Below are 24131 nucleotides of genomic sequence, written 5' to 3'. Positions count from 1 at the left end.
TTTATTTAATCAAAGTAAGATTCTAAGGTGTCCTGAACCTGACCAAAGCCTTTGTGAATTCGGTTGAAGTAGCGGTCATTGTAACTCATTACTTGGATGCCAATGAAAGTATCAAGCGACTGTTCAGTCGGAAACTCTGCTTTAGGCTTAGCCTTGCGCTTAATGACGTTGTTAAAAGATTCAATCATGTTGGTAGAGTAAATTGAAGCTCTGATCTGCTTAGGATAATTATAGAAGACCAGCAGGTCCGGCTCGATGTCTTTCAGGTTTCTTATGACATGATTATAACTCTTGTCCCATTTGGCATAGAAGGCATGCAATACATCAACAGCAGCTGCTTTATTGGCTTGCTGGTGAATCTGCTTGAATTCGTTCATAATTGCCTCGCGATCCTCCACGCGTACTTTAGCGCAGATATTACGCATGACATGAACCAAGCAACGCTGGAAATGAGCTTGAGGATAGGTCTTTGCCAGTGCTGTCTTCATGCCCACAACGCCATCTGAAAGAAAAAGCTCTACTTGCTCTAAGCCGCGAGACTTCATGCTTTGGAGCAGCTCCGTCCAGACTTCAATGTTTTCATTGGGCGCAATGCAGTAGTCGATAACTTCCTTGTGGCCATTAGGTTTGATACCAATGGCAATATAGACAGCTTCACGTTCAAAAGTTTCTCGGCGCAGAGGAACGTAGGTAGCGTCTAGATAAACGCAGAAGAACTTATCGCTCAGCTTACGCTTGTGATAGGCCTCTACCTTGGGGATCATCTGCTTAGAAATATTGGATACTTGAGCGGGGCTGTAATGGCTGCCATACATTTTTTCAATCAAATCAGCTATCTCTCTGGTAGTTACACCTTTAGAGTAAAGCTTGATGATCATGTTTTCCAAGACATCGGAGTGCTGCTTGTAGTCAGGCAGCGTGTGCTGATGAAACAGGCCGTTGCGGTCTCGTGGCACCTGGATTTCAATTTTGCCAAACTGCGTATCCACCTTGCGAAAGTAGGCACCGTTCCTAGAATTGCCGGTATTCCAGCCGTCTCTTGCATAAGGATTATAACCTAAAAAGGCAGTTAATTCAGCTTCTAACAAGTCATTAACTGCTTGTTGTAATTCTTTACGCAATAAATCATTAATTTTGTCTTGATTGAATAGAGCTTGAGCCATATTTTTGGTAAAATCATTCATGAAGGAGTTCTTCTTTCTGTATGTGTTTTTTGTTCAAACCAATCATACGAGAAAGGAACTCCTTTTTCTAATATTTTAAGAAATTAATTTAAGGAATCATTCATCCTTACACAAACTATTTTACAGTCTCTACCTTTAAGTCTCAGATTATAATTATTAGTGTAAATAAAATTGATAATAAATAATTAAATATGAAAGTGGTGGATAACTTTGGATTTAGGACCATTACATGATTTAAAAGATGTTTTACCAGAGTCTACTTTAGAAGCTTTATTAAATCCTGCTGCTAAGTCAATTGGGACAGCAGTAGGAGGCTTGAGCGATTTTATATTTTACCCATTACATAAATTAGGTATATATACTGAACAAAAGCTAAAGGAATATAGTGACAAGATAAAACAAAAGACAAATGATATTCCAATCGAAAATAGAGATGCTAGTAAATTAAATCTAGTGTTTAAAGCATTGGAAGATTCTAAATATCAAGTAAATGAAGAAGAATTGCAAGAAGCTTTTGCCAATCTTATAGCTTCTACCATAGATAATAGAGTTAATAAATTTATTACACCAAGATTTTCAACAGCATTAGCTGAATTAGGCCCTGAAGATGCTCAATTAATAAATATAATTGCCAAGCAACCTAATTTTCAAATGGTATGTGGAGATTTGATAGTAATGTATAAAAAAGATGGAAGTTCAAAACCAATTTCTGATCTCTGGATGTCTACCATTGATAGTGTAGTATTTAGTATGCCAGATTCAGTAGATACACTGGATGCATTAAAAATAATATCAGTAACTAGAAATGAGTGGTTTTTAGCTGATGCTTATCAAACCAATTACAAGATTATGGAAAATGCTTTAAAAACTAAATATCATATGTCAAATTTAAAGGAGAATGAAGAAGTTCAACTTAGAAAGGGATGCCTAAGAACTACTACATTTGGAAAACATTTTATTTCTTGTGTAACAGGTAATAAAATGAAATAGTTATATTACTTAAAATTATTTTATTCAAAGTATTATTTGTCGAGTGCTTTTTATGATCGAAGTAAGGTAATACTGTTCTTGTATTAAATATAGATTCCTTCAAATATTTAAGAAGGAATTCACTAAACCAAATATCGCTAATTCATACTGGGAAGATGCCAATAATTTATCATTTATGAAGCATGCTAATGCATACGTAGCACAGCTCATTGCTCTTTATCGATTGGCTTTGGTCGAATATATCAAGGCTAATAAGGATGCTCTTGATGAAATACAAACGAAAATGAAAGATACGGTATTACGTAACGCTATTGTGTGGAGTAATACTTCGCCTCAAGCTGTGCCAAATGCTATGAAGCAGAATAACTTTACGTTGCATCCATAGTAGCGTTGCCAGATTTATTTCGTTTTTATAGGACATTAGAGAAAGAGAATATAGTTAAAATTGAGTAATGACGAAAAATTGCTATAATTTAGATATTTGTTAAGTTTCAGCTTCAATAATTTTATAGTTTGAGGTTATTGGAGTTTTTTTATGTGATATAGATGAATAGAAAAATGGATAAGATTAAATACTTAACACGTCCTCAAATTTGTAAAATTACAAAAGAATTTTTAGTTCATTGCAAGAAAAATGTTCGTTCTATTACTCCTTTAACAAATAAAAACGAAATGTTTCTTTGGAATAGAGATAAGACACTATATGTACAAAAAGACGAATATGAGATGCAAGTCCAATCAGATATTTTTTATTCAGTTTTAAAAAGAATAAATCCCGATTTAAAAGATAGATATACTAAGGATGACATAAGTAATAATTTTTTAGGCGTTTTTTATCATTATGTATTTGATGAGAAAAAGGTTTTAACCGTTGATGAATGGGTATATGATTGGACAAATAGAAAGAAAATTTATACTACTTATTGTTTTAAAATTGCAAATATCCCTGTCTTAGAAAGGCGAGTAAGATTTAATTCAAATATATTTATTGATAAGGTACAAAGAATCAAACTTTTTAAGCCGTATTTACAAGATAAAGAAAAATTTAAGAAGGAGAAAAATGAATTAGTATATTCAACAGTCGAAGATGAGGATACTGCATTAGCAATAAGGGTACATGGTTGTGAATCAAAAAAGACATATAAGAAAGCTAATGATATAGCTCAAAAAGTGATCGATTGCATAAACGTTGCATATAGCTTATTTAAATATCCATTGCAGATAAAAAACTGGAATATTAAAGAACAAGAAAGCCATGTATTTCCCAAATTCTATGAAACGGATGCTATCTCTGTCTTTATAAACAATTGTAAAAAAATCGAAGCACTATCTTTTGAACCACATCCTAATTTGCAATTTGTAACTCAAAGTGATTTAAGGAATATAAAAATTTTTATTAATGGAATGATTAATTTGCCTAGTCTTTTATCTGAAAATATATTGATGAAAAGATATCAAATTGCCTTTAATTGGTTGGGGCAAGCAATAAGAGATCCATTACAATATAGAGGCTTTTTACAAGGAATGATATCTCTCGATACATTTTTAAGTAGAGAAAAATCAGAAATAAAAAATCAGAAGATTCTGACTTCAACTGGACAGAAAATAAAACTTTTTACATCTAGTAAGAGAAAAAGCAAAGAAGTGGATAGATTAAGTTGGAAAAAAGTACAGATTGCAGATGTTGTTGCATTTATTAATAAGGATATGTCATTCTCACGACAAGAGATTCGGGATAAATTTTTGTATTATGGTGATTTAAGAGATGAAATAGTTCATGATGGTTTAACCACGATTGATGAAAATGAATACAAGACATTTTTTATAATAACAGTTGGATTTTTCATGAATGTGTTCATAAAAATCGTTAAAAATAATCTGTCTTCGGCTGAAGATTTATGGAAGTATTGCCATCCTGAAATAATTAATAAACGCTTGGAAAGTATAGAATAGAATTTAAATTTTGATAATATTTTACTTTTTATAATCTATAGATCATTTTTAATAGTAGAAAAAGTAGAGAATTAAGAATACAAAAAATAGGGAGGTCCTAAGCGGATTTCCCTATTTTTTTATGTTTCTTTGATGTAGATTCGACTCGGCAAGCCAATCACATATTCTTGTTCAAGCAGGCCGTACATGATTAGTTTTTTCTTAATGTGAATTACTGAGGATTAGCATTGCTGCAATAGTTCCATTAATTTGCGAATGGTGAACTCACAGTAGACATTGCCCGTCTCATCTTTTAATTTGGATTTCTTAAAGCGATCAATAGATGAGGACATAGGCAAGTTTAGCTTCGCCTCGCAATTTCTTAAAGTGCGGATCCTTGAGAAGCAGTTCCGGAATGAAGAAGTTGAGATCTAATGCGTCTGGTTTTTTGAATAATGTAATCATAGTAGTTCCTCCTTGGATATGAAATATAAATTATTGATTACACTATTACTAACGAATAAGCGACGGAAAATGTGCCAAATTTTTTAAAAAATTAAAGTTTGTGAAATCACGAGTTGAGAGAAAGTTATACAAACTAGTATTCAAGTTTAAAATCCTTTGATAAAATAGAACATATATTCAGTAAATAATAATTATTAATTGACTTAATAATAAAATCTAGTAGAATAAAGGTTAAATGGAAGAGCGGTAGATACTCTACGGAGCCTATTGCGGGAAATACACCTTTATTCTTAAGAATAAAGGTGTATTTTTTTGCAAAAACCATTTAAGACTTTAGACGAACAGATTGAAATTTTAAAAAATCGACACTTACTGGTACCTGATGAGGAGAAAACGAAGAAATACTTACTTTCAACAAATTATTACAATATTATAAACGGATATAGTAAACCATTTTTAAAACAAAAAAACTTATATTTAGATGGTACGACTTTTGATGAAATAAAAAGTTTATATTTTTTTGATAAAGAATGTAAACAGACTTTGTTTAATGCGATTTTAGATGCAGAGCATCATTTAAAATCAAGTTTTGCTTATCATTTTGGTGAAGCGCATAAGGATAATCCTGAGGCATATCTTGATGTTAATGCCTACAATCATGAATATAGCCTTGACATTGCTTATATTATTACAAAATTGCATCGAATTATTAGTGCTAATAAGCGATATCCTAACAATTCTATTTATCATTACTGTAATGATTATGATAATTTGCCAATTTGGATATTAGTAGATTATTTAGATTTCGGAGATTTGTATACTCTAATCAAGATAAGTCCAGTAAAAATTCAAAATGAAATAGCACGTGATATGTCAGATTTTATTCGTAAAAACAATCCAACCTTTCATAATAATTTTCAACCGGCTATTATGCTTTCATTTATTAAGAATATTCATGAAGTTAGAAATTTGTGTGCCCATAATAAGCGACTAATATATTTTAAATGTAGATCAGACTCAATGTATTTTCCCTTCATTCATGATCAGTATCATATTAATGCTGAGGACAATAGGAAAAATATCTACACTACGTTTATCAGTTTACAATGTTTTATTAGTAACACAGAATACTCTAAGTTGAACAATACTTTAAGAAAACGAATGAAAAAAATTTTGTTTAATCATATACATACAATTAATCCAAATGATATTTTAGGTAAACTTGGATTTCCAACGAATTGGCAAGAATTACCACCATTACCACAAGAATAGATATTAAGAGGCAGTGAAATTCATATCTCAGTACTACACCAGCAGTGAATTTGCGGAAAAAGCGCATGTTTCAATTTTATATGAATATGTGCCAATGGTTTACCTTTCAACTGACTATGTCTTTGACGGTCAAGGAACCAAGCCATGGGAACCAGACTTCAAGGGTTACAAGCCTTTGAACGTTTACGGTGAAACCAAGCTCGGTGGTGAAAAAGCTGTTAGCGATACTTTAGATAAGTACTTTATCGTTCGTATTGCTTGGGTATTTGGCATTAATGGCCATAACTTTATCAAGACCATGCTTAAAGTTGGTGCCAATCATGATGAAGTTAAGGTTGTTGATGATCAAATTGGTACTCCAACTTATACCTTTGACTTGGCACGTTTGCTTGTCGACATGATCGGAACCGACAAGTACGGTTACTACCACGCGACCAACTCAGAATTGCCTGATACGGCTAGCGGCTATGGTGAAAATGGTACCAAGACTGGCTACATTTCCTGGTACGATTTCACCAAGGAAATCTACCGCCAAGCCGGTTACGACACCAAGGTAACGCCAGTCACCACTGCCGAATATGGCTTGTCCAAGGCAGTTCGCCCATTCAACTCACGCCTCGATAAGAGCAAGTTAGTGGAGAACGGCTTTAAGCCATTGCCTGTTTGGCCTGATGCGGTTAGACGATATCTTGAAATTTTGAAGAAGCAAGGCTTCTTTGATGAGTTGGGGAAGTAATTGGATAGATGAGGAAGGAAGCATCCCTGTGGGGGATGCTTTTTTGATACATAAAAATATATGATATTGATATAATTAAATTGCTATAAATGTTGTAAAACTCCGTTAATCTCTGAGTGAGGTTAATGGAGTTTTTTAGTGACCAAGATATAGAGAGCGGAAAATGGAAGATACTACAAACTATTTATTTCATATTTCTAAAAAGGTTTGGAAGGATACATGTAACATGTATTTTAAGATTAGTTCGGGATCATTAAGAAATTACTTACAACTTTATCCATTTTCTAAAATGACTTGGAATGATAAGCAATATCTCATGAATGATAAATTTTATAGTAAATATATAAAAAATGGAGCAATAGTACAATTTACTGATGTTATGAGGATTACAGATAACTATCTCTTAAAAAAGGATGGTAGTTTTCGGGATTCAACACTATTATCACCAATATTATTCTTAGTTCTTCAAGCTATAGGAAAAGAAATTTCGTTGAAATATCAAAATACTAGGAGTACTCAGATTGCAACTTATTATTCAGGTAATTACAGTTCAATGAATGCCAAATATAGTAAAGAATATAGTTATTTTTATCGTGAATGTAAAAGATGTGCGACAAAATATGATTATTTCATAAAAACAGATATTTCTAGTTTTTTTGTTAATATTAACGTTGATAAATTGATAGAAAAAATAAAAGTGAATTGTAATGATAGTGTTCAATTAAATCAACTAAAAATATATAAAGAATTTTTACAATATTGTGGAAAGGGAAAATTTCCATTAGTTGAAAATAGTATTGCAAGTTCCTATTTGGCAACAGTCGTTTATTTAAATGATAGTGATAATAGACTTATAGATTATTTAACTAACAATTTAAATATTGCAGATTTTAAAATAGTACGATATGTTGATGATTTATATATTTTTTCAAATGAATTTGATATAAGAAGCTTTCATAAAATTAGAAATAAATATTCTTCATATTTAAAGAAAGAGGATTTAGCAATAAATAGTGAGAAAACTAAATTTTTACGATCAGATGAATTAGAAAATGAAATTAAAACCTCTTTTTATGGTGAAGATCAAATTAAAATTGTTGATGATTCTGATTTGAACTTAAATAATATTAGAGACAGATTTCTTCAATTTTTAAAATCTTTGAATGATCTTTTAGCTGATAATGAATTAGATTATAAAGAATATAAAAAGATAATTGATAGTTCATTTAAAAGTGATAGTAATTTAGTTCCAGATGAGTTGTTTAATAAAATAATTTACGATAAAAAGATAAATTCAGGGGCAACTTCTGTATATCAAGATCCTTATATATTAAGTGAACTTTCAAAGTTGATAGCATATGATGACTTCTTTTGGGTAGATCCCAAAAGATTATTCATTATGTTCTTGAATACTAAGGACGGTAAACTAATAAAGCCTATTTTAAGTATGTTAGGGAAGAAAAAAGCTGAAGAATGGACATTTTATGATTTAGTTATGGCAATAACTTATTTGACTCATAGAAGAACCTCATTTAGAAACTTTTACTCGCATATTTACAATATTGATCATAATTTGGCTACCTACTTAGATTATGATTATACTGGTAATTTTAAATCCCAGTTTGAAAGTGTTGCTATAAATAATTTAATTACAGTTACTGACGCCGATATTACTTCAGGTTGGATCTCCTACTATTTGTATTTTGAATCGATAATAGAATATTCTAAGAACAACATACTAACAAGTTATGCATTTTTTAAAAATTATTTTGATAGAACAACTGCAAATATTGATTTCTATTTTGATGAGAATAAAAGAAAAAGAATGAAGAGGAGAGGAAGAAAAGGAAAAGGATCTATTTATAGTGGGTATTATAAGAAACAGCAACTGCAAAAAGTTTATCGTATTTTGAATAAGCAAAATGAAACAGATGAGATAATCTCAAAGGCGAATGACCTAAGAAACAATAATCCACTTTCTCATGCAGCAGCTCAGTTATTGCTTGATATTGATAATCCAAGTGAACCCAAAACGGAAGAGCTAATTGCTACCATGCGATCATTGTTTAAATTATTAGTGGAGTTATGCAACTATTACATAAATAAGCGGTATAACTGAGATAAAGAGAAGTTTGAAAACTATAGCAAATTGCTAAGAATCTTTTTACCAATTCAGGATTTGTATCGAACATATCGAAATGTGAATTTACAATTTTCTTTATTACAAGACTTAACAGCACAATATGATGCTAGGAAAATAGATCCTAACACTGTTTTCAACTTAACAGAAAGCAGTATAACAGCTTACATACTTATGCATAGAATGTTTGTAGAGAATTGTAAAAGCTTTCAACGTAATCATGAGAATGCGAATATTTCGGCTTTGATTATCGATTTACAAAATAAAGATACGGAAAAGAATATGAAAGTTCTTCGAGACTATGCTATGCATACTAGCATTCCAATGTCAGGAGTGAAAATGCATACGGATGTAAATGATGAAGCTAATCTCCGACAAAGATTTCATTCTACTCTTCATGTAAAAATTGATGCTGATGAGATGGATACTCATGAGTTAAGTCGCCAGAATATAGAGAGAATTAATGAGTGGGGATATGAACTAGATATAACTGAAGAAATAAAAACTGCATGGAACAATTTAAAGGATTTTGCCAAAAAAGTATTTAAAAATTACTTGGACACATATGTTGATGAGAACTTACGTAAAGTGGTAATTTCTGATAAGAAATTATGGCAGGAGAGACTAATACCTTTAAAAACTACTGGAGTTACATATCAACCTAAAAATAGTATCCCTCAGGATACTGTTTTTATGGATTATGATGCATTGGCATATTGTGTTAATTGTATGTTAGATGAGTAACATTATGATAAATGAAAATCACAACGCAATGCTTTTTATGATCGAACTAAGATAAATACTGTTCGTGTATTAAATATAGATTCCTTTAAAGATTTTAAGAAGGAATTCGCTAAAGCAAATATCACTGATTCATACTGGGAAGATGCCAATAATTTATCATTTATGAAGCATGCTAATGTATACGTAGCACAGCTCATTGCTCTTTATCAATTGGCTTTGGCCGAATATATCAAGGCTAATAAGGATACTCTTGATGAACTACAAGCGAAAATGAAAGATACGGTATTGCGCAACGCTATTGTGTGGAGTAATACTTTGCCTCAAGATGTACCAAATACTAAGAAGCAGAATAACTTCACGCTGCATCCCATAGTAACGCTGCCAGATCTGTAGGACGCTGGAGGCGGAGAAGATAGTTGAATTTGAGCACTAAGTGTATAATTTTTTGCGGTAAGCTGAATAAAGGATTAAAAAAAGCTCAAGTCCGTTGAATTTGGACTTGAGCTAAAACAAAAAGACCAGTAGTCTGATGTTAACCAAAAAAACACATTAGAAGCTGGTCTTTTATGGAATCTATTATAACTGATATCGTGAAAATTATTAAGTCTGAAAATAATGTTCTTGCCCGTGAAAAAGCATTAATGTGCTATTTCTTTGATCTGATTGGAGAGTTGATGAAGCTGGCACTAGAGGAAGTTGATGTTGGTTTAGTTGATGAAACTAAAAAGCAAGGCTATCAGATTGAAAAGAAAAATAAGCGTTCAGTGGTGACAGTTTTTGGCGAAATCAGTTACTGGCGCAGAAGATATGTCTGTCCAGGCAGGAAGGCAAAATACCCGTTGGATCAATTGATGGGCTATGACAAGTATAAGCGCTATAGTGTTTTAGCAGTTAAAAATATTTTGCAGGTTAGTGCTGTATCAACTTACCGCAATACTGCCTTAGCTGTTAATACCCTGTCTAGCTTTAACATTAGTCATAGTCAAGTTGGTAAGCTGATTGTTCAAGCGGGCAAGCAAATCAAGGCACAGCAACAGTCTGAAGAAAGGTACGATGGCATTACCCAAAAGAAAAAAGTACCAGTGCTTTATCTTGAAGGCGATGGCGTTGTAATTAAAGGGACCAAAAAGCGGCTGGAGTTTCACCGCTATCAAGTCTGTGAAGATATTATTAATGTGAGCAAGACGCGCAGAAAGAGAGTTCAAGCCAAAGAGTTCGTTTCTTTAAGCCGCTTGAATGCCTTGCAAGAAATCAAAGCTTATTTAGCTAATACCTATGACTTAAGCGATACTTTGATCATCAGTAATGCCGATGGCGGCGCTGGCTATGCCAAAAAAGATTTTGATGAAATAGTCGGTCGCTGCAAGCAGCACGAACACTTCTTGGATGTCTTTCACTTGAATAAAAAGATCAAGGACCGTTTAGGCTTTATGCCGGCTATGCCAAGCAAATTGAAAGGTGCAGTTCGTGCCAGCCTAAGAAAGACGCATGAAGCTCATCTGGGCATTCATCATGGAGCAATCGAAAGCTTAACAGAAGGACATAGCTATTTAAACGATTTTAGCAGAAAATTAAGTCAAATAAATATTTAAGAAATCAAGGTCAGACTAATGGTTAATAGCCTACCGCAAAAATATTGACACTTACGTTAACTTTTATCAATTTGGGTGATTTTAGATTTCAAGGTATAATTATTAAAGTTATAAATTATATCGCGGCTCTTGCAATGCACAAAATAATACAAATGTCAATACTTTTCTTTTTCTTTTTTTGTGAAGATAAAACTAACTTGAAATGTTGATATAACAGTATTTCTTTCTTTTTTCTTTCTTTTACTTACAGGTGAATTTATGGATTTTATTAATTTTGTTAAAGACGTAGATGCAATTGAATTTACAACTCCAAAAGAGAGTTTACATTTAGAGTTCAAAAAGGCTAGTTGGAAATTGCCTAAAAGTATATGGGAAACAATAAGCTCGTTTTCTAATACAGATGGTGGTCTTATTGTATTAGGTGTAGATGAACCGATACCACATCATTATAAAATTGTAGGTGTTGATCAACCTGATGATGTAATAAAAGAATTGTTTAACGATAATAGTAATTCTACTGTAATCAATAAGCCTGTAATTCAAAATTCTGATGTTAAAATAACTACATTTAAGGGTAAAAGATTAATTCAAATTAAAATATTTCCTGCTCAGTTTTCTGATAAGCCCATTAATGCTAAGGGTAAAACTTATATGAGGACTGATGATGGTGATCGCTTAGCCACTCATGATCAATTGAAGTATTTATATGCTGAAAGCCAAGATCAGGTAGATACTAGATTGCTTGAGAATTTTGATTGGGATAGTGACTTAAATCTAGAGGATCTTAGTGATTATCGCAAAAAGCTAGAAAAATTAGAAGATGCAGATAGTGTATCTAAATTAGATCGTGAACTTTTGATAGATATCGGAGTATTAAGACGTGATAGGCGTTCCTCAAATAGAAATTATAAAATGACAGAAGGCGGTCTGTTGTTTTTCGGTAAATTTATGTCGATAATGGACCGATTTCCTAGATTTCAATTAGACTATACAAGATATGCTAAAGATGGTGATACTGATTGGATTGATCGTGTTTCAGCAGGTGATATGAACTATCCGGAAATGAATATTTATTCGTTTTATAATGTAGTCTTACCTAGAATAGCGTCTAATATTAATGACAAATATACTCAAGATGAAGATTTGACAAGAGGCAGTTATGTTGCTGATTTAAGATCTGCAGCCAAGGAAGCATTAGTTAATTGTTTAATGCATGCTTATTATGATGGTACGATAGCAATTCAAATTGAGGATCGCCCAAGTTATTGGGAATTTACTAATCCAGGCGACATGAGAGTCAGTAGAGAATCGTTTTTACGTGGTCAAAAGTCTGAAGTAAGAAATTCAGAGATCGCTACTTTATTTAGAAGAATTGGTATTTCAGAAAAGAAGGCCAGCGGAGGACCTAGAATTTTAAGGGCTGCAAGTAGAAACCATTTGATGGAACCTGAAATAGAAATTGATTCAACCAATAAGATTACAAAGATAAGGATTTGGAAAATAGATATTCGAACTAAAATTGATGATGAAATGGTTTTGGATCCAACTGAAAAATTTATCATTGATTATGCCATTCAAAAATCTAAATTTAGCTTTTCTCAAATGTTTAAAGATATGAATGATAAATTTGGAAGTAACAGTACTGTAAGAAAAAGATTTAATCACTTGTTGGACGAGAAGCTTTTAGTTTCAGAAGGAAACGGTAAGTCTACTGTATATAAGTTAGAAAAGACCAGTGAACAAGAACAAGTAGATAGAATAATGAGATTGAAAAATATGGAAAAGAATTTATAATGATTTGAACCTTTCTTCTCATAGGGCTTGTTGTTAAGTATAAAGGTAGGCAGGAACATGGCATTGTTTTTGTCTATCTTTTTTTGGAATAATTAATTATATGACAAGATTGGAAAAATTTTGTCATGTATATTCGGATGAGTGATAGATCTGCAGTCAATATAGTTTCTTATCTTATCAAAGAGCCATAAAATTTAGATAATAACGTGAATTTAGTAAAAGCGAAAGTTATGCAATTTTAATTGATAAAGAATAAAATGAAAATGTATTATAGTTAGCTTATTGAAGTAGATAAGAGATGTAGGCTAAATGAAAAAATTTTCTAGAGGCCGATTGTAAAATTAAGTTGAACACTTTGTAAAAAATAAAAGTCCATCTGGACCTGTTTGATAGAATGTTAATAACCACAAAAACATCTATTGGAGGTCACAAATGGACTCTTTACATTCTACCATGAATCAGCACGTTAAAGGCAAGCACTTGTCATTTGAAGAACGGGTTATTATCCAAACTCGCTTAAAAGATGGCTGCTCTATTAGAGCAATTGCTCGCAAACTGGGCTCTCCTTCTACGATCAGCTATGAAGTCAGACGGGGCACTGTTTCTCTCTATCACGGCAAGCAGAAGCGCTACAAGGCTGATCAGGGCCAAAGCGTTTATCAAATAAATCGGTGCCACTGTGGCCGAAAATCAGATTTCTTGAAGAAGGCTGGCTTTATCAATTATGTCATTAAGCATTTCTTTGAAGACGGCTGGTCGCTTGACGTTTGTGCCAACCGTAGTTTAGCTACCGGGGAATTCTCGCATTATCAAACAGTCTGCACCAGAACTCTGTACAACTACGTTGATCAAGGACTGATGACCATCAAAAACTATAACTTGCCCGAAAAGCTCAAGCGCAATACCAAGCTTCATCATGTTCGCCAAAACAAGAAGAAGCTGGGACGAAGCATCGAAGAGCGGCCTAAAGAGATTGAGCAGCGCAGCGAATTTGGTCATTGGGAATGCGATCTTGTCTTGGGTCATAAGACCAAGGACGATCAGGTTCTGTTAACTCTTTCCGAGCGCATGAGCCGCGAATTCCTGATTATTCGTATACCTGACAAGACCTCTGCCAGCGTCATGCAGGCTTTTCAAATGCTTCAAAAACAGTACAGCGAGCATTGGAACGATATCTTTAAGACAATTACTACTGATAATGGTTCAGAGTTTGCGGATCTAGCTAATCTGGAACAAGTCTCTAAAACGCTTATTTATTATGCTCATCCTTATACTTCTTGTGATAAAGGAACTGTTGAAAGACATAATGGCCTGATCCGCAGATTTATTCCTAAAGGAGACTGCATCAATAACTATTCTCTCCAACAAATCATGATATTGAAACCTGGTGCAACTCTTTGCCCAGAAAGATCCTGGCATATCACACGCCAGATGAAATCTTTGAGAGAGAATTAGATCAAATCTATCAAGCAGCTTAAGCGTTCAATTTATTATTGCAATTTGCGAGCATTTATCATTCGAGGAAAGAGTTATTATTCAATTGCGTTTGAAAGATGGCTATTCTTTGCGTGCCATCGCCCGTGAATTAAACTGTTCTCCTTCTACTATCAGCTATGAGGTTAAGCGCGGTACTGTAGAACTGGTATCATGGCAAAGTCAAAAGATATAAGGCTACTCAAGGGCATGATGCATATCAAGCTCATCGTAAAAATTGTGGGCGCAAATCAGACTTTCTCAGGGAAACTCAATTCATGCGCTATGTCCACAAGCATTTCTTTAAAGACGGCTGGTCGCTTGATGTGTGCAGTAATCGTGCCACTGCTGTTGGCGCATTTAGCAGCAGAGATGTTGTCTGTACTAAGACTCTTTACAATTATGTCGACCAAGGTCTATTAGATATACATAATTACGACTTGCCAGAGAAGCTTAAACGCAATACCAAGCTTTATCGTATTCGCAAAAATAAGAAAAAACTTGGCAGAAGCATTGAAGAACGTCCTAAAGAGATCAATAAACGTAATGAATTCGGTCCTTGGGAATGCGATTTAGTTCTCGGACATAAGAGCAAAGATGATGAGGTGCTGCTAGCCTTATCTGAGCGTATGAGTCGTGAGTTTTTAATTCTTCGTATTCCTGACAAGACTTCTGTCAGTGTCATGCAGGCCTTTAAAGAACTCCAAAGGCAATACAGCGAACATTGGAATGATATTTTTAAAACCATTACCACTGATAATGGCTCAGAGTTTGCAGATCTTTCCAACCTAGAAAAAGCATCCAATACACTGGTTTACTATGCCCATCCTTACACTTCTTGTGATAAGGGAACAGTTGAAAGACACAATGGTCTTATTCGCAGATTCATTCCTAAAGGAGAAGCAATAGCTAACTATTCTTTACAAGACATCATTAATATTGAAACCTGGTGCAATTCTTTGCCAAGAAAGATACTGGCCTATCATACACCAGATGAAATCTTTGAAAGAGAATTAGATCTAATCTATCAAGCAGCTTAACTAAAAGTGTTCAATTTATTATTGCAATTTGCGGAAATATTCTTTTGTTTGTGTATTTAGAATATAGGCTCGTAATGATAAGTTTGGTAAGTGATCATAATTAGTATAGTAAAAAAATAATGGCAACTATAAATAGTTGCATAGAGGACGAGATATTATTATAATCATGGGGCATAAACAAACAATAAGGAAATTAAAAAGTAGGTCAAATAGTATTACTTTTAGTGAACTGGCATCATTGTTAGAAAGTTTAGGTTTTCACCAAGATAATAAGGGAAGAACGAGCGGATCTCGAGTTAAATTTCTTAATAAAAACGGTGTGCCAATCTATTTGCATAAGCCGCATCCAAGAAAAACTCTTTTAGCATATCAAGTTAAAGAAGTTGTTGAAATTTTGAAAGAAGAGAACATCCTATGAAAATGCTACATTATAAAGATTACTATGGAACAGTTAATATTTCCGAAGAGGATAACGTCTTGTATGGGAAGGTAATTGGCATCAAGGGATTATTGTCATATGAGGGCGAAACCGTTGAAGAACTGAAGCAAGATTTTCACAATGTCGTTGATGAATATATTGCTGATTGCAAACGAAATAATATTAAGCCGCAAGTTTCTTACAAAGGAACGTTTAATGTGCGTATTACTCCAGAGCTGCATAAGGATTTAGTTGAATATGCGGAAGCTAATAATGAAAGTCTAAATTCAGCGGTAACTACTGCGATTGAAAGATTAGTATTGAGGTAATATAAGATTGTGATTTTCGTGCCATCGTCTCTGTTTGAGTGATGGTTTTTTCATATACAACAGTTTTTGTTAAAACAAAATTGACTTCTTACTAAATTGACCAGTAAAATTAAAGCAGGCTTTCTACAACGGTTAGCTACCGCGAAAGCTTAGTAACTTAGTGCTGACTCCACACCCTTCACAAATCCTGATGTTACGGAGGTGATGAGTCATGCCGAATTGGATAGACTGGAGAGTGCGAAAACCGCGTGATAGCTTGGTCTATTGCAATAAGTATAACGCTAGGTGCAATTGGCAAGTTAGCCATCAGTCTAGCAAAAGCTTACGCGATAATAAAAAAAGCTAACCACAAGGGTTAGCACAAACCGTCACCTGAGTTACGATTGGAGTTAGCAACTTGCCCTTGCTAGCTCCTTTTCTTTTATTATTATATGAAAGAAAGGCAAAAACTGCAATTATTTAAATTAAGTAATAGATTCTATTAATAATTTAGTAGAAAGATTTTAATAAAAACAGGAAGGTCTCGATCTACTAAATATTCTGTCCCTGTGACTCCCACACAGTTATTGGTACAAATGGAGGCAATGCCTCAACTATATAAAAGGAAATAATGAAGAAAGAGAGTTAATGATATTAATTATTTCGTCATATTTGCGTTCCTTTTCCCCCGTATTATAAGCTGAAAATATAATCTCTAGACGTTCTTGAAGTTCACTAAACTTGAGATTCTCCATATAAATAAGGAGATTTTATTCATGAAAAAGAAGTTTTTTAATCCTGAGCTTAATCAATATGATTACTATACTGAAGTTTGGCTACCAGAAACGGTAACAGTCAAAGATGAAAAAGATATATTAGTAATTAATCACTATTGGAAAGATAAAGATGGGGAACTCTGGGGAGATTTTGATAATCCAATGGAAAATGTGTATCGTAGTTTTGTGGAATATCGACAAAAGAAAGGTTTTTAACACCTGAACAGATAAGAGAATTACGAACAGATTTAAATATGTCTGTACGAGAATTTGCCAATTCATTAGGTATTAGTTCTTCTGCTTTAACCAAAATAGAAAATAGAGACCGTAAAATAGTTTGTGTAAGGATGAATGATTCCTTAAATTAATTTCTGAAAACATTAGAAAAAGGAGTTCCTTTCTCGTATGATTGGATTGAACAAAAAAACAACATACAGAAAGAAGAACTCCTTCATGAATGATTTTACCAAAAATATGGCTCAAGCACTATTCAATCAAGACAAAGTTAATGATTTTTTGCGCAAGGAAATTCAAACTGCAGTTAATCAATTGCTTGAAGCTGAATTGACTGCCTTTTTAGGCTATGATCCTTATGCAAAAAGCGGATGGAACTCTGGCAATTCCAGAAACGGCATCTATTATCGCAAGGTTGATACGCAGTTTGGCCAGATCGAAATTCAGGTTCCCAGAGACAGAAACGGCGAATTTCATCAGCACACTCTGCCTGACTACAAGCAGCACTCGGACGTCCTGGAAAGCATGATTATCAAGCTTTATGCCAAAGGCGTCACTACCAGAGAAATAGCCGATCTGATTGAAAAGATGTACGGCAGCCATTACAGTCCGGCTCAGGTATCAAATATTTCCAAGCAAATGATTCCAAAGGTTGAAGCCTATCACAAACGCAAGCTTAGCGACAGGTTCTTTTGCGTTTATCTTGACGCAACGTATCTTCCGCTGTGCCGAGAAACGTTTGAGCGTGAAGCCGTCTATATTGCCATCGGCATCAGGCCCAATGGCCATAAAGAAGTAATCGACTACTGCATAGCACCCAGCGAAAACGTCGAAGTTTGGACTGAAATGCTTCAAAACATGAGATCGCGGGGTTTGAAGCAAGTCGAGCTTTTCTTGTCTGACGGTGTTGTCGGCATGAAAACAGCTCTGGCAAAGACTTATCCCAAAGCACATTTTCAGCGCTGCCTGGTTCATGTCATGCGCAATATTTGCAATAAAGTGCGTGTTGACGATCGTGAGACAATCATGAACGATTTCAAGCAGAGATTCATAGGCAGCCTAACAAGACAGCCGCTGTACAAACTCTTCATGCATTCTATGACAAATGGAACAAGGCATACAATCATGTCATTAGGAATCTAAAAGACATTGAGCCTGATCTATTGGTCTTTTACAACTATCCCAAACAGATCAGACCCTCAATCTATTCCACCAACATGATTGAATCCTTTAACAATGTCGTTAAACGCAAGGCAAAGCCCAAAGCAGAGTTTCCAAGCGAGCAGTCGCTTGATACTTTCATTGGCATTCAGGCAATAAGCTACAATGATCGCTACTTCAACCGAATCCATAAAGGCTTCGGCCAAGTGCAGGATACATTGGAATCCTACTTTGACTAAGAAAAAATTAAAAAATCAATTTACGAGAAAGATCTATTTACACAAACTATTTGACAGTTTCAGAAAATAATCATCGCATTCAAACTAAATATCAGGATATGCTATTTAGATTAGTTATGCTGAACAAGAGTGACTTTAAAAAAGAGCTAGCCAATAATGATAAAAAAACTTGGCTTGATAATTTAAATCAAATGATTGATAAAAAATATCAAAGGTCAGATTCATATTATGTAGTTTCTGATAATAATATTGTATTTAAAAGTAGTGTAGAAAGAGGGAGTATAGCGTAATGCCTATTTTAGAATTTCGTGATTATGTAGTAGATGATATGAAATATATCAAAAATAAGAATTTTAGATCAAAAAAAGATGACATAGACTTAAAGCCAAAAGTAGATGTCAAATTGGAAGCCGATGTCAATTTTTGCACTAATTGTGGGACCGACATCCGCAATGTTCAAGTTGAAGTAAAACAACCGGTGCAAGAGGCAGCTCAAGAAAATGCAATGCCTACTCGCAAAAGTCAAAGAGTTAATTCAAACCAAGACCAATCTCAAAATGCAAGTCTTGGACAAGATTTTGCTCAATCAATGAGAACCTTTGACGTGCATAATATGTGGGAATGGTTTGTTAATTCATGGAAACATCCCTTTGCGGAACAAAATGCGGATAAATGGTATGGCTGGATTACTTTATTGGCAGAAGACATATTAGTTGGATTAGGTTTATTCTTTGGTGCGCAAAGAGCAACTAGTTCCGTGTTAGGCTCAGATATTGCTAGCAGCACGTCTAACTTTACCTTTGGCATGGCAATTGAATTAATCTTTTTCCTTTTAGTAGCACAAGTTGCTTGGATTGGTTCAGCTTATTTAGCTTATAAAGTTATCTACAATAAGAATAAAGACTTTTTACAATTAACTAATCATATTGTTCAAACTAGCAACTTGTCAGTAATCTTCATCGTAATTTTCCTTATTTTTATGATTCTTGCTGGCCCTAGTGGAGTTGTGATGGCATCTTTGATGTTGTGGTTATCCGCAATTTTCTTCGGCATGGTATTAACCGTAGTAGTTTTAGGTGATCCTAACCCAGTACATGATAATTTTTATGGCTATCTTTTATTCATCGTTTTGCAAGCAATTACTGGGGTAATCATCTTCATGTTAATTTCAAGCATGATTATTGGGCAGATTGGTTCATCATTTTTAAATCTTATATAATGATTGAAGGCTAGGTATTGCTAAAATGCCTAGCTTCTAATCTGCAAATCTGCAGAAAACGAGCAAAATTTTAAAAAATATTTTAAAATATAGATGTTTGATTATAATCTTTGGAGAAGGTATAGAAAGTATGAAAGTAAGAAAAGCGATTATCCCAGCAGCAGGATTAGGTACTAGATTTTTGCCAGCAACTAAGGCATTGCCTAAGGAAATGTTGCCAATTGTTGACAAGCCAACGATTCAATTTATCGTGGAAGAAGCTAAGGCTTCAGGAATCGAAGATATTTTAATCGTTACCGGTAAAAACAAGCGTGCGATTGAAAACCACTTCGACTCTAACCCTGAATTGGAGCAAGACTTGGAAAAGACCGGTAAATCTGGTTTGCTCAAGTTAACCCAAGAAATTACTGATTTAGGTGTGAACTTGTACTATACTCGTCAACCATACCCAGCTGGCTTGGGGGATGCCGTCTACCGCGCACGTAGCTTCGTAGCTGGTGAACCATTCGTGATTATGCTTGGCGATGATTTAATGAAGGATAAAGTTCCTTTGACTAAGCAATTGATCAACGATTACGACAAGACTCATGCATCAACCATTGCCGTTATGAAGGTGCCACACAAGGAAGTTTCCAAGTACGGTGTAATCGCACCAGATGGCAATATCGCACCTGATTTATACAATGTTAAAAACTTTGTGGAAAAGCCAGCCGTAGACAAGGCTCCAAGTGATTTGGCAATTATCGGTCGTTACTTGTTGACACCTGAAATTTTCGACATTCTGGAACATCAAAAATCAGGTCGTGGTGGTGAAATTCAATTGACTGATGCAATTGATACCATGAACAAGACACAACGTGTATTTGCCCATGTATTTAAGGGAGAACGCTTTGACGTGGGTAACAAGGAAGGCTACCTTGAGACTTCTATCCAATACGGTTTAATCCACCCAGAAACACGCGATGCTCTTCGCAAGTACATCAAGGAATTAGGTAAGAAGTTATAAAATTAGCCGATATTATTAAAGCCAGCGCAATTTGACGCTGGTTTTTCTGTTAGTTTCATATGGCGTGATTGGGGGAGAAAAATGAAAAAGAAGATCACACTTGGCCTGTTTCTAGCATATATTTTATTCTGCGGCTTTCTTTTTATCAAAACTAGGTTCACTACTCCCGATCAACAACCTGTATTGCAATCAGAAAAAGCACAAAAATATAAAAAGCTGCTGGATAATGCCGGTCTTAAAGGTAATATGACGATATATAAAAACAAACAGCGGATGTGGCAGTATACAACGGCGGGCGATGCTAATTCTTCTTATTTAATTAATTCTGTGCAAAAGGAACTGACGGCCGGATTAATTATGCGGGCGATAAGTGAGAATAAGTTTAGCTTAGATGATAAAGTAGCTAAATTTTATTGATTAATTGCCGAAGAAAACACGGGATTTTAATCCCGTGATGAATCCGGCCTTTTTCTTTTGTTTTTTTGCTTGTTCCCCCCTTCTTTCTTAAACATATGTTTGATATAATCTTAAAAAGAAAGGAGGGAACAAATGTGCTAAAAGGGATCAAATTAAGACTCTATCCTAATAGAACACAACAAAACCAGCTTGAGCAGATGTTTGGCAATGATCGTTTTGTTTGGAATCAAATGCTGGCCATGATGAATGAGCGCTATCAGAATAATAAAGATTTGCCTTTTTTAGGCAAGTTCAAGCTGAATTATCTGCTTAAGCCGCTTAAAAAAGAATATCCTTTTTTGAAAACCAGCGATTCTTCAAGCTTGCAGGTAGTTAATGAATTCCTAACTCAATCTTGGAAGAACTTCTTTCAAGATAAAACTGGTCAAATTTGCAAGCCTCGTTTTCATTCACGCAAGTATCTGAAAAAGTCTTATACAGGCAAGTCAATCATAAAAACTGCAGGTAAAAGATACTTGAAGATTCCTAAATTAGGCTATGTCAAAACCAGCAAGACTGGAGTTTTGCAAAACACTAAGATTAAGCGCTACACTGTTCTGCTTGAACCAACGGGCAAGTATTATTTGTCTCTACAGGTAGAAATATCTGAACCAGAGAAGTACAGCTTAACCGGCAAACGAGTTAGGATTGATGTTGGCGTGGCTGATTTAGCGATTCTGTCTAATGGGCTAAAATATCCTAGTTTTAATAGCTCTTATTTTGAAAAGAAAGCTAAAATTTGGCAGAAAAAGTATTCTCGACGTAGACATTTAGCTAAACTATTAGCTTTACAAGACAGGAATAAAAAGGTGCTTTGTCCTAGAAGTTTAGAAAGCTTTGCTAATTGGCAAAAAGCGCAAAAGTCAAAAGCCAAATACCAAGCTAAAGCAGCTAATCAGCGCAGAGATTATCTGCATAAACTAACTACGCATATGATTAAGCAATATGATGTAATTGCAATTGAAGATTTGAAAGCCAAGAATCTTCAGAAAAATCATCACTTAGCCAAATCAATTGCCAATGCTTCATGGCGAATGTTTAGACAAATGCTAGAATACAAATGCGAATGGTATGGCAAGAAACTAATTGCAGTTGATCCTAAGAATACTTCCAGAATTTGTTCAAAATGTGGCTATAATAGTGGCGCTAAGCCATTAGAAATTCGTGAATGGACCTGTTCTAAGTGTCAAACCAAGCATGATCGAGATATATTAATGCGGCAGTTAATATCTTGCATAAAGAAAGTAAAAAGCTAAGTGGTCAGGGACTGGCCATGGTAACAAGCTGAGTTCTGTGAGTTAGGTATTTGACTAGTTCAATGTAAGATCCTAAACACTACTCAGTGTTCCCAGAAACCCGGCACTTCAGTGCCGGTGTAGTTCATCCGAATGTTCCAAATGCTCAGAATATTAGTGTGCTGAATCTGCTGGACATGACTAGTGGTCTGGATCCTACTGGGCCGATGGGGGATGCGCCATACAATAATGACGATGCCAATGCCCAGAAGATGATTCAAGATACGCATTATAATGAACAGAATTTTGGCAAGTGGGATTATCAAGATCTAGATTATATTTTGCTGAGTCATATTTTGGAAAAGGTCAACGGTCAAAGCTATGAAACACTGTTTAACGATATGTATGTTTATCCACTAAAATTAAAGCATACTGACTTTGTCTGGGCTGACCAGCAGAAGCTAAAAGAGATAGATTTTCTTTTTAATGGTCAAAACGTTGATATGAATGCGATACATGGCTTGCTAGGTGCGGGTAGTGTTGCCATGTCGAATGATGATTTGTACAAGACAAGTTTAGATTTGCTTAATGGTAAGCTGTTATCGGAGCAAAATAAAGACATCATCTATGCTCCTGGGAATAATGCTTTGCATTATCGTGGCGGGCTGTATACTAAAAATAATCACTACGAATCTAACGGTAATGGTTATGGCTATTGTAACTTTTTACGCATATCTAAAGACGGAAAGAATGCTGTTGTGTTGCAGAGTGCAGATAGTAGTCATTATGGCGATTTGAGTAATAGCGCTAATAAAATTTATACGGATTTATTTGAAAAATAAAAAAGAGAGGACTACAACTGTAATCCTCTCTTTAATATCCAAGACACGAATCAAGCACCTTTACGCATGACTCCTGGCTTGATGGTTGTCTTTAGACATGTGGTATTTCATATTTTCATTGAAGGAAAACCAATCAATTTCAGTATTTGATATCACAACAACACCCATTTCTAAAATATATATTGAAGTAAGCGCTTACTCTATCTACTTATAATATACCATATAAGTTTAAAAATGATAGTTTTTGTTGTAATGAAGATGAGGCTTATACTAGATAGTAATAAGTTAAATAGGAAAGGGACCAGTGATGATTAGAAGAGCGAGAAAAACAGATTTTCCATTTATATATCCAATTTTAAAACAGATTTTTGATGAAATGCAGATGGAGGCGATTGAAAAGCTACCCGAAGATCAATTTTATAGCTTGATGAAGTTAGGCTTCATTTCGGAGGATTATCGTTACTCATACCGTCGTATTTGGGTAAGTGAGAAAGCTGGCAAGGTGGTAGGCATTCTCGATATGTATCCATATAAAGATCAAAAGATTATTGATATCGTCTTGCGTCATGATTATGCCAAAACTGGTTTGCCAATCTCAACGGTGATCTTCTCAGATCAAGAAGCTTGGCCACATGAATGGTACATCGATGCATTGGCAGTCGATCCAGATCATTGGGGTGAAAAGATTGCCAGTCACTTGCTTGATAAGGCTGAAGTGGTAGCTGCTAAGCAAGGCTACCATATTTTAAGTTTAAATGTAGACCAGGAAAATCCTCGAGCACAGCGCTTGTATGAGCACAAAGGCTATCAAACAGAAAAGACGATGACGATCGGGGATCGGACATACGACCACATGATTAAAAGAATATAGCAAA

At 34.5% G+C, this 24131-nt stretch carries 20 protein-coding genes and 5 pseudogenes; 23 read left to right on the top strand and 2 right to left on the bottom strand.

Features of this window, described 5'->3' with window-relative positions:
* Positions 1-5: 5 nt before the first annotated feature.
* Positions 6-1184 carry an IS256-like element IS1201 family transposase gene (locus AADV52_RS06705; RefSeq protein WP_126096201.1) on the bottom strand — a complete coding sequence of 393 codons (1179 nt, stop codon included), beginning with the start codon at positions 1182-1184 and terminating at the stop codon, positions 6-8.
* Between the two features lie 210 nt (positions 1185-1394).
* Here AADV52_RS06705 and AADV52_RS06700 point away from each other — a divergent pair, with 210 nt between their 5' ends.
* Together AADV52_RS06700 and AADV52_RS06695 are read left to right on the top strand one after the other, a co-directional pair.
* Complete coding sequence (locus AADV52_RS06700; RefSeq protein WP_014919363.1) at positions 1395-2174, top strand: DUF4393 domain-containing protein; 780 nt, start codon at positions 1395-1397, stop codon at positions 2172-2174.
* A gap of 558 nt (positions 2175-2732) precedes the next feature.
* Complete coding sequence (locus AADV52_RS06695) at positions 2733-4127, top strand: hypothetical protein (protein ID WP_014919361.1); 1395 nt, start codon at positions 2733-2735, stop codon at positions 4125-4127.
* 315 nt (positions 4128-4442) lie between these two features.
* Here AADV52_RS06695 and AADV52_RS06690 read toward each other — a convergent pair whose 3' ends face one another.
* Positions 4443-4571: a hypothetical protein gene (locus tag AADV52_RS06690; protein WP_257791307.1), complete on the bottom strand. Its 129-nt coding sequence runs from the start codon at positions 4569-4571 to the stop codon at positions 4443-4445.
* Between the two features lie 312 nt (positions 4572-4883).
* Between AADV52_RS06690 and AADV52_RS06685 the strand changes: the two genes are divergently transcribed.
* The 21 genes and pseudogenes from AADV52_RS06685 (at position 4884) to AADV52_RS06585 (ending at position 24127) form a co-directional block, all read left to right on the top strand.
* Complete coding sequence (locus tag AADV52_RS06685; protein ID WP_014919360.1) at positions 4884-5843, top strand: Abi family protein; 960 nt, start codon at positions 4884-4886, stop codon at positions 5841-5843.
* Between the two features lie 88 nt (positions 5844-5931).
* Positions 5932-6579 (top strand): annotated as a pseudogene (locus AADV52_RS06680) (SDR family oxidoreductase); the annotation flags it as partial.
* A gap of 163 nt (positions 6580-6742) precedes the next feature.
* Positions 6743-8698 carry an AbiA family abortive infection protein gene (locus AADV52_RS06675; protein WP_014919358.1) on the top strand — a complete coding sequence of 652 codons (1956 nt, stop codon included), beginning with the start codon at positions 6743-6745 and terminating at the stop codon, positions 8696-8698.
* Positions 8699-8779: 81 nt separating this feature from the next.
* Positions 8780-9463: a hypothetical protein gene (locus tag AADV52_RS06670; protein WP_126096197.1), complete on the top strand. Its 684-nt coding sequence runs from the start codon at positions 8780-8782 to the stop codon at positions 9461-9463.
* Positions 9464-9625: 162 nt separating this feature from the next.
* Positions 9626-9856 carry a hypothetical protein gene (locus tag AADV52_RS06665; protein ID WP_014919356.1) on the top strand — a complete coding sequence of 77 codons (231 nt, stop codon included), beginning with the start codon at positions 9626-9628 and terminating at the stop codon, positions 9854-9856.
* A gap of 173 nt (positions 9857-10029) precedes the next feature.
* Positions 10030-11055: an ISLre2 family transposase gene (locus tag AADV52_RS06660; RefSeq protein WP_126096196.1), complete on the top strand. Its 1026-nt coding sequence runs from the start codon at positions 10030-10032 to the stop codon at positions 11053-11055.
* Positions 11056-11313: 258 nt separating this feature from the next.
* Entirely contained in the window at positions 11314-12849 is a 1536-nt protein-coding gene (locus AADV52_RS06655; RefSeq protein ID WP_014919355.1) for an RNA-binding domain-containing protein, read from the top strand.
* Between the two features lie 432 nt (positions 12850-13281).
* Positions 13282-14327 (top strand): annotated as a pseudogene (locus AADV52_RS06650) (IS30 family transposase).
* Between the two features lie 11 nt (positions 14328-14338).
* Positions 14339-15362: pseudogene (locus AADV52_RS06645) on the top strand (IS30 family transposase).
* Between the two features lie 166 nt (positions 15363-15528).
* Complete coding sequence (locus AADV52_RS06640; RefSeq protein WP_014919354.1) at positions 15529-15780, top strand: type II toxin-antitoxin system HicA family toxin; 252 nt, start codon at positions 15529-15531, stop codon at positions 15778-15780.
* The gene (locus tag AADV52_RS06635) at positions 15777-16109 is read left to right on the top strand and encodes a type II toxin-antitoxin system HicB family antitoxin (RefSeq protein ID WP_014919353.1); all 333 of its coding nucleotides are present in this window, start codon (positions 15777-15779) and stop codon (positions 16107-16109) included. The genes AADV52_RS06640 and AADV52_RS06635 overlap by 4 nt, the downstream gene beginning before the upstream one ends.
* Before the next feature lie 755 nt (positions 16110-16864).
* Complete coding sequence (locus AADV52_RS06630; protein WP_014919351.1) at positions 16865-17080, top strand: hypothetical protein; 216 nt, start codon at positions 16865-16867, stop codon at positions 17078-17080.
* 38 nt (positions 17081-17118) lie between these two features.
* Positions 17119-17232, top strand: a complete 114-nt coding sequence (locus AADV52_RS06625; RefSeq protein ID WP_080588373.1) for a helix-turn-helix transcriptional regulator — start codon at positions 17119-17121, stop codon at positions 17230-17232.
* 85 nt (positions 17233-17317) lie between these two features.
* Positions 17318-18498 (top strand): annotated as a pseudogene (locus AADV52_RS06620) (IS256 family transposase).
* Positions 18499-18548: 50 nt separating this feature from the next.
* Complete coding sequence (locus AADV52_RS06615; RefSeq protein ID WP_014919347.1) at positions 18549-18788, top strand: hypothetical protein; 240 nt, start codon at positions 18549-18551, stop codon at positions 18786-18788.
* The gene (locus AADV52_RS06610; RefSeq protein ID WP_014919346.1) at positions 18788-19717 is read left to right on the top strand and encodes a DUF6574 domain-containing protein; all 930 of its coding nucleotides are present in this window, start codon (positions 18788-18790) and stop codon (positions 19715-19717) included. Before AADV52_RS06615 ends, AADV52_RS06610 begins: the two co-directional genes overlap by 1 nt.
* Positions 19718-19847: 130 nt before the next feature.
* On the top strand, positions 19848-20723 hold the full coding sequence (galU, locus tag AADV52_RS06605) for a UTP--glucose-1-phosphate uridylyltransferase GalU (protein ID WP_014919345.1): 876 nt from the start codon (positions 19848-19850) through the stop codon (positions 20721-20723).
* Between the two features lie 81 nt (positions 20724-20804).
* Positions 20805-21140 carry a serine hydrolase gene (locus AADV52_RS06600; RefSeq protein WP_014919344.1) on the top strand — a complete coding sequence of 112 codons (336 nt, stop codon included), beginning with the start codon at positions 20805-20807 and terminating at the stop codon, positions 21138-21140.
* A gap of 95 nt (positions 21141-21235) precedes the next feature.
* A pseudogene (locus AADV52_RS06595) lies at positions 21236-22467 on the top strand (RNA-guided endonuclease TnpB family protein).
* 54 nt (positions 22468-22521) lie between these two features.
* Positions 22522-23256 (top strand): serine hydrolase domain-containing protein, encoded by a 735-nt coding sequence (locus tag AADV52_RS06590; RefSeq protein WP_014919341.1) that lies wholly within the window; start codon positions 22522-22524, stop codon positions 23254-23256.
* 307 nt (positions 23257-23563) lie between these two features.
* A complete protein-coding gene (locus AADV52_RS06585) occupies positions 23564-24127 on the top strand; it encodes a GNAT family N-acetyltransferase (protein WP_014919340.1) in 564 nt (187 codons plus the stop codon).
* The last annotated feature ends 4 nt before the right edge of the window (positions 24128-24131 follow it).

The sequence above is a fragment of the Lactobacillus helveticus genome, assembly GCF_046109915.1.
GTDB lineage: Bacteria > Bacillota > Bacilli > Lactobacillales > Lactobacillaceae > Lactobacillus > Lactobacillus helveticus.
The sequence above is the reverse complement of the archived record's forward strand: the minus strand, read 5'-3'. Positions and strand labels throughout refer to the sequence as shown.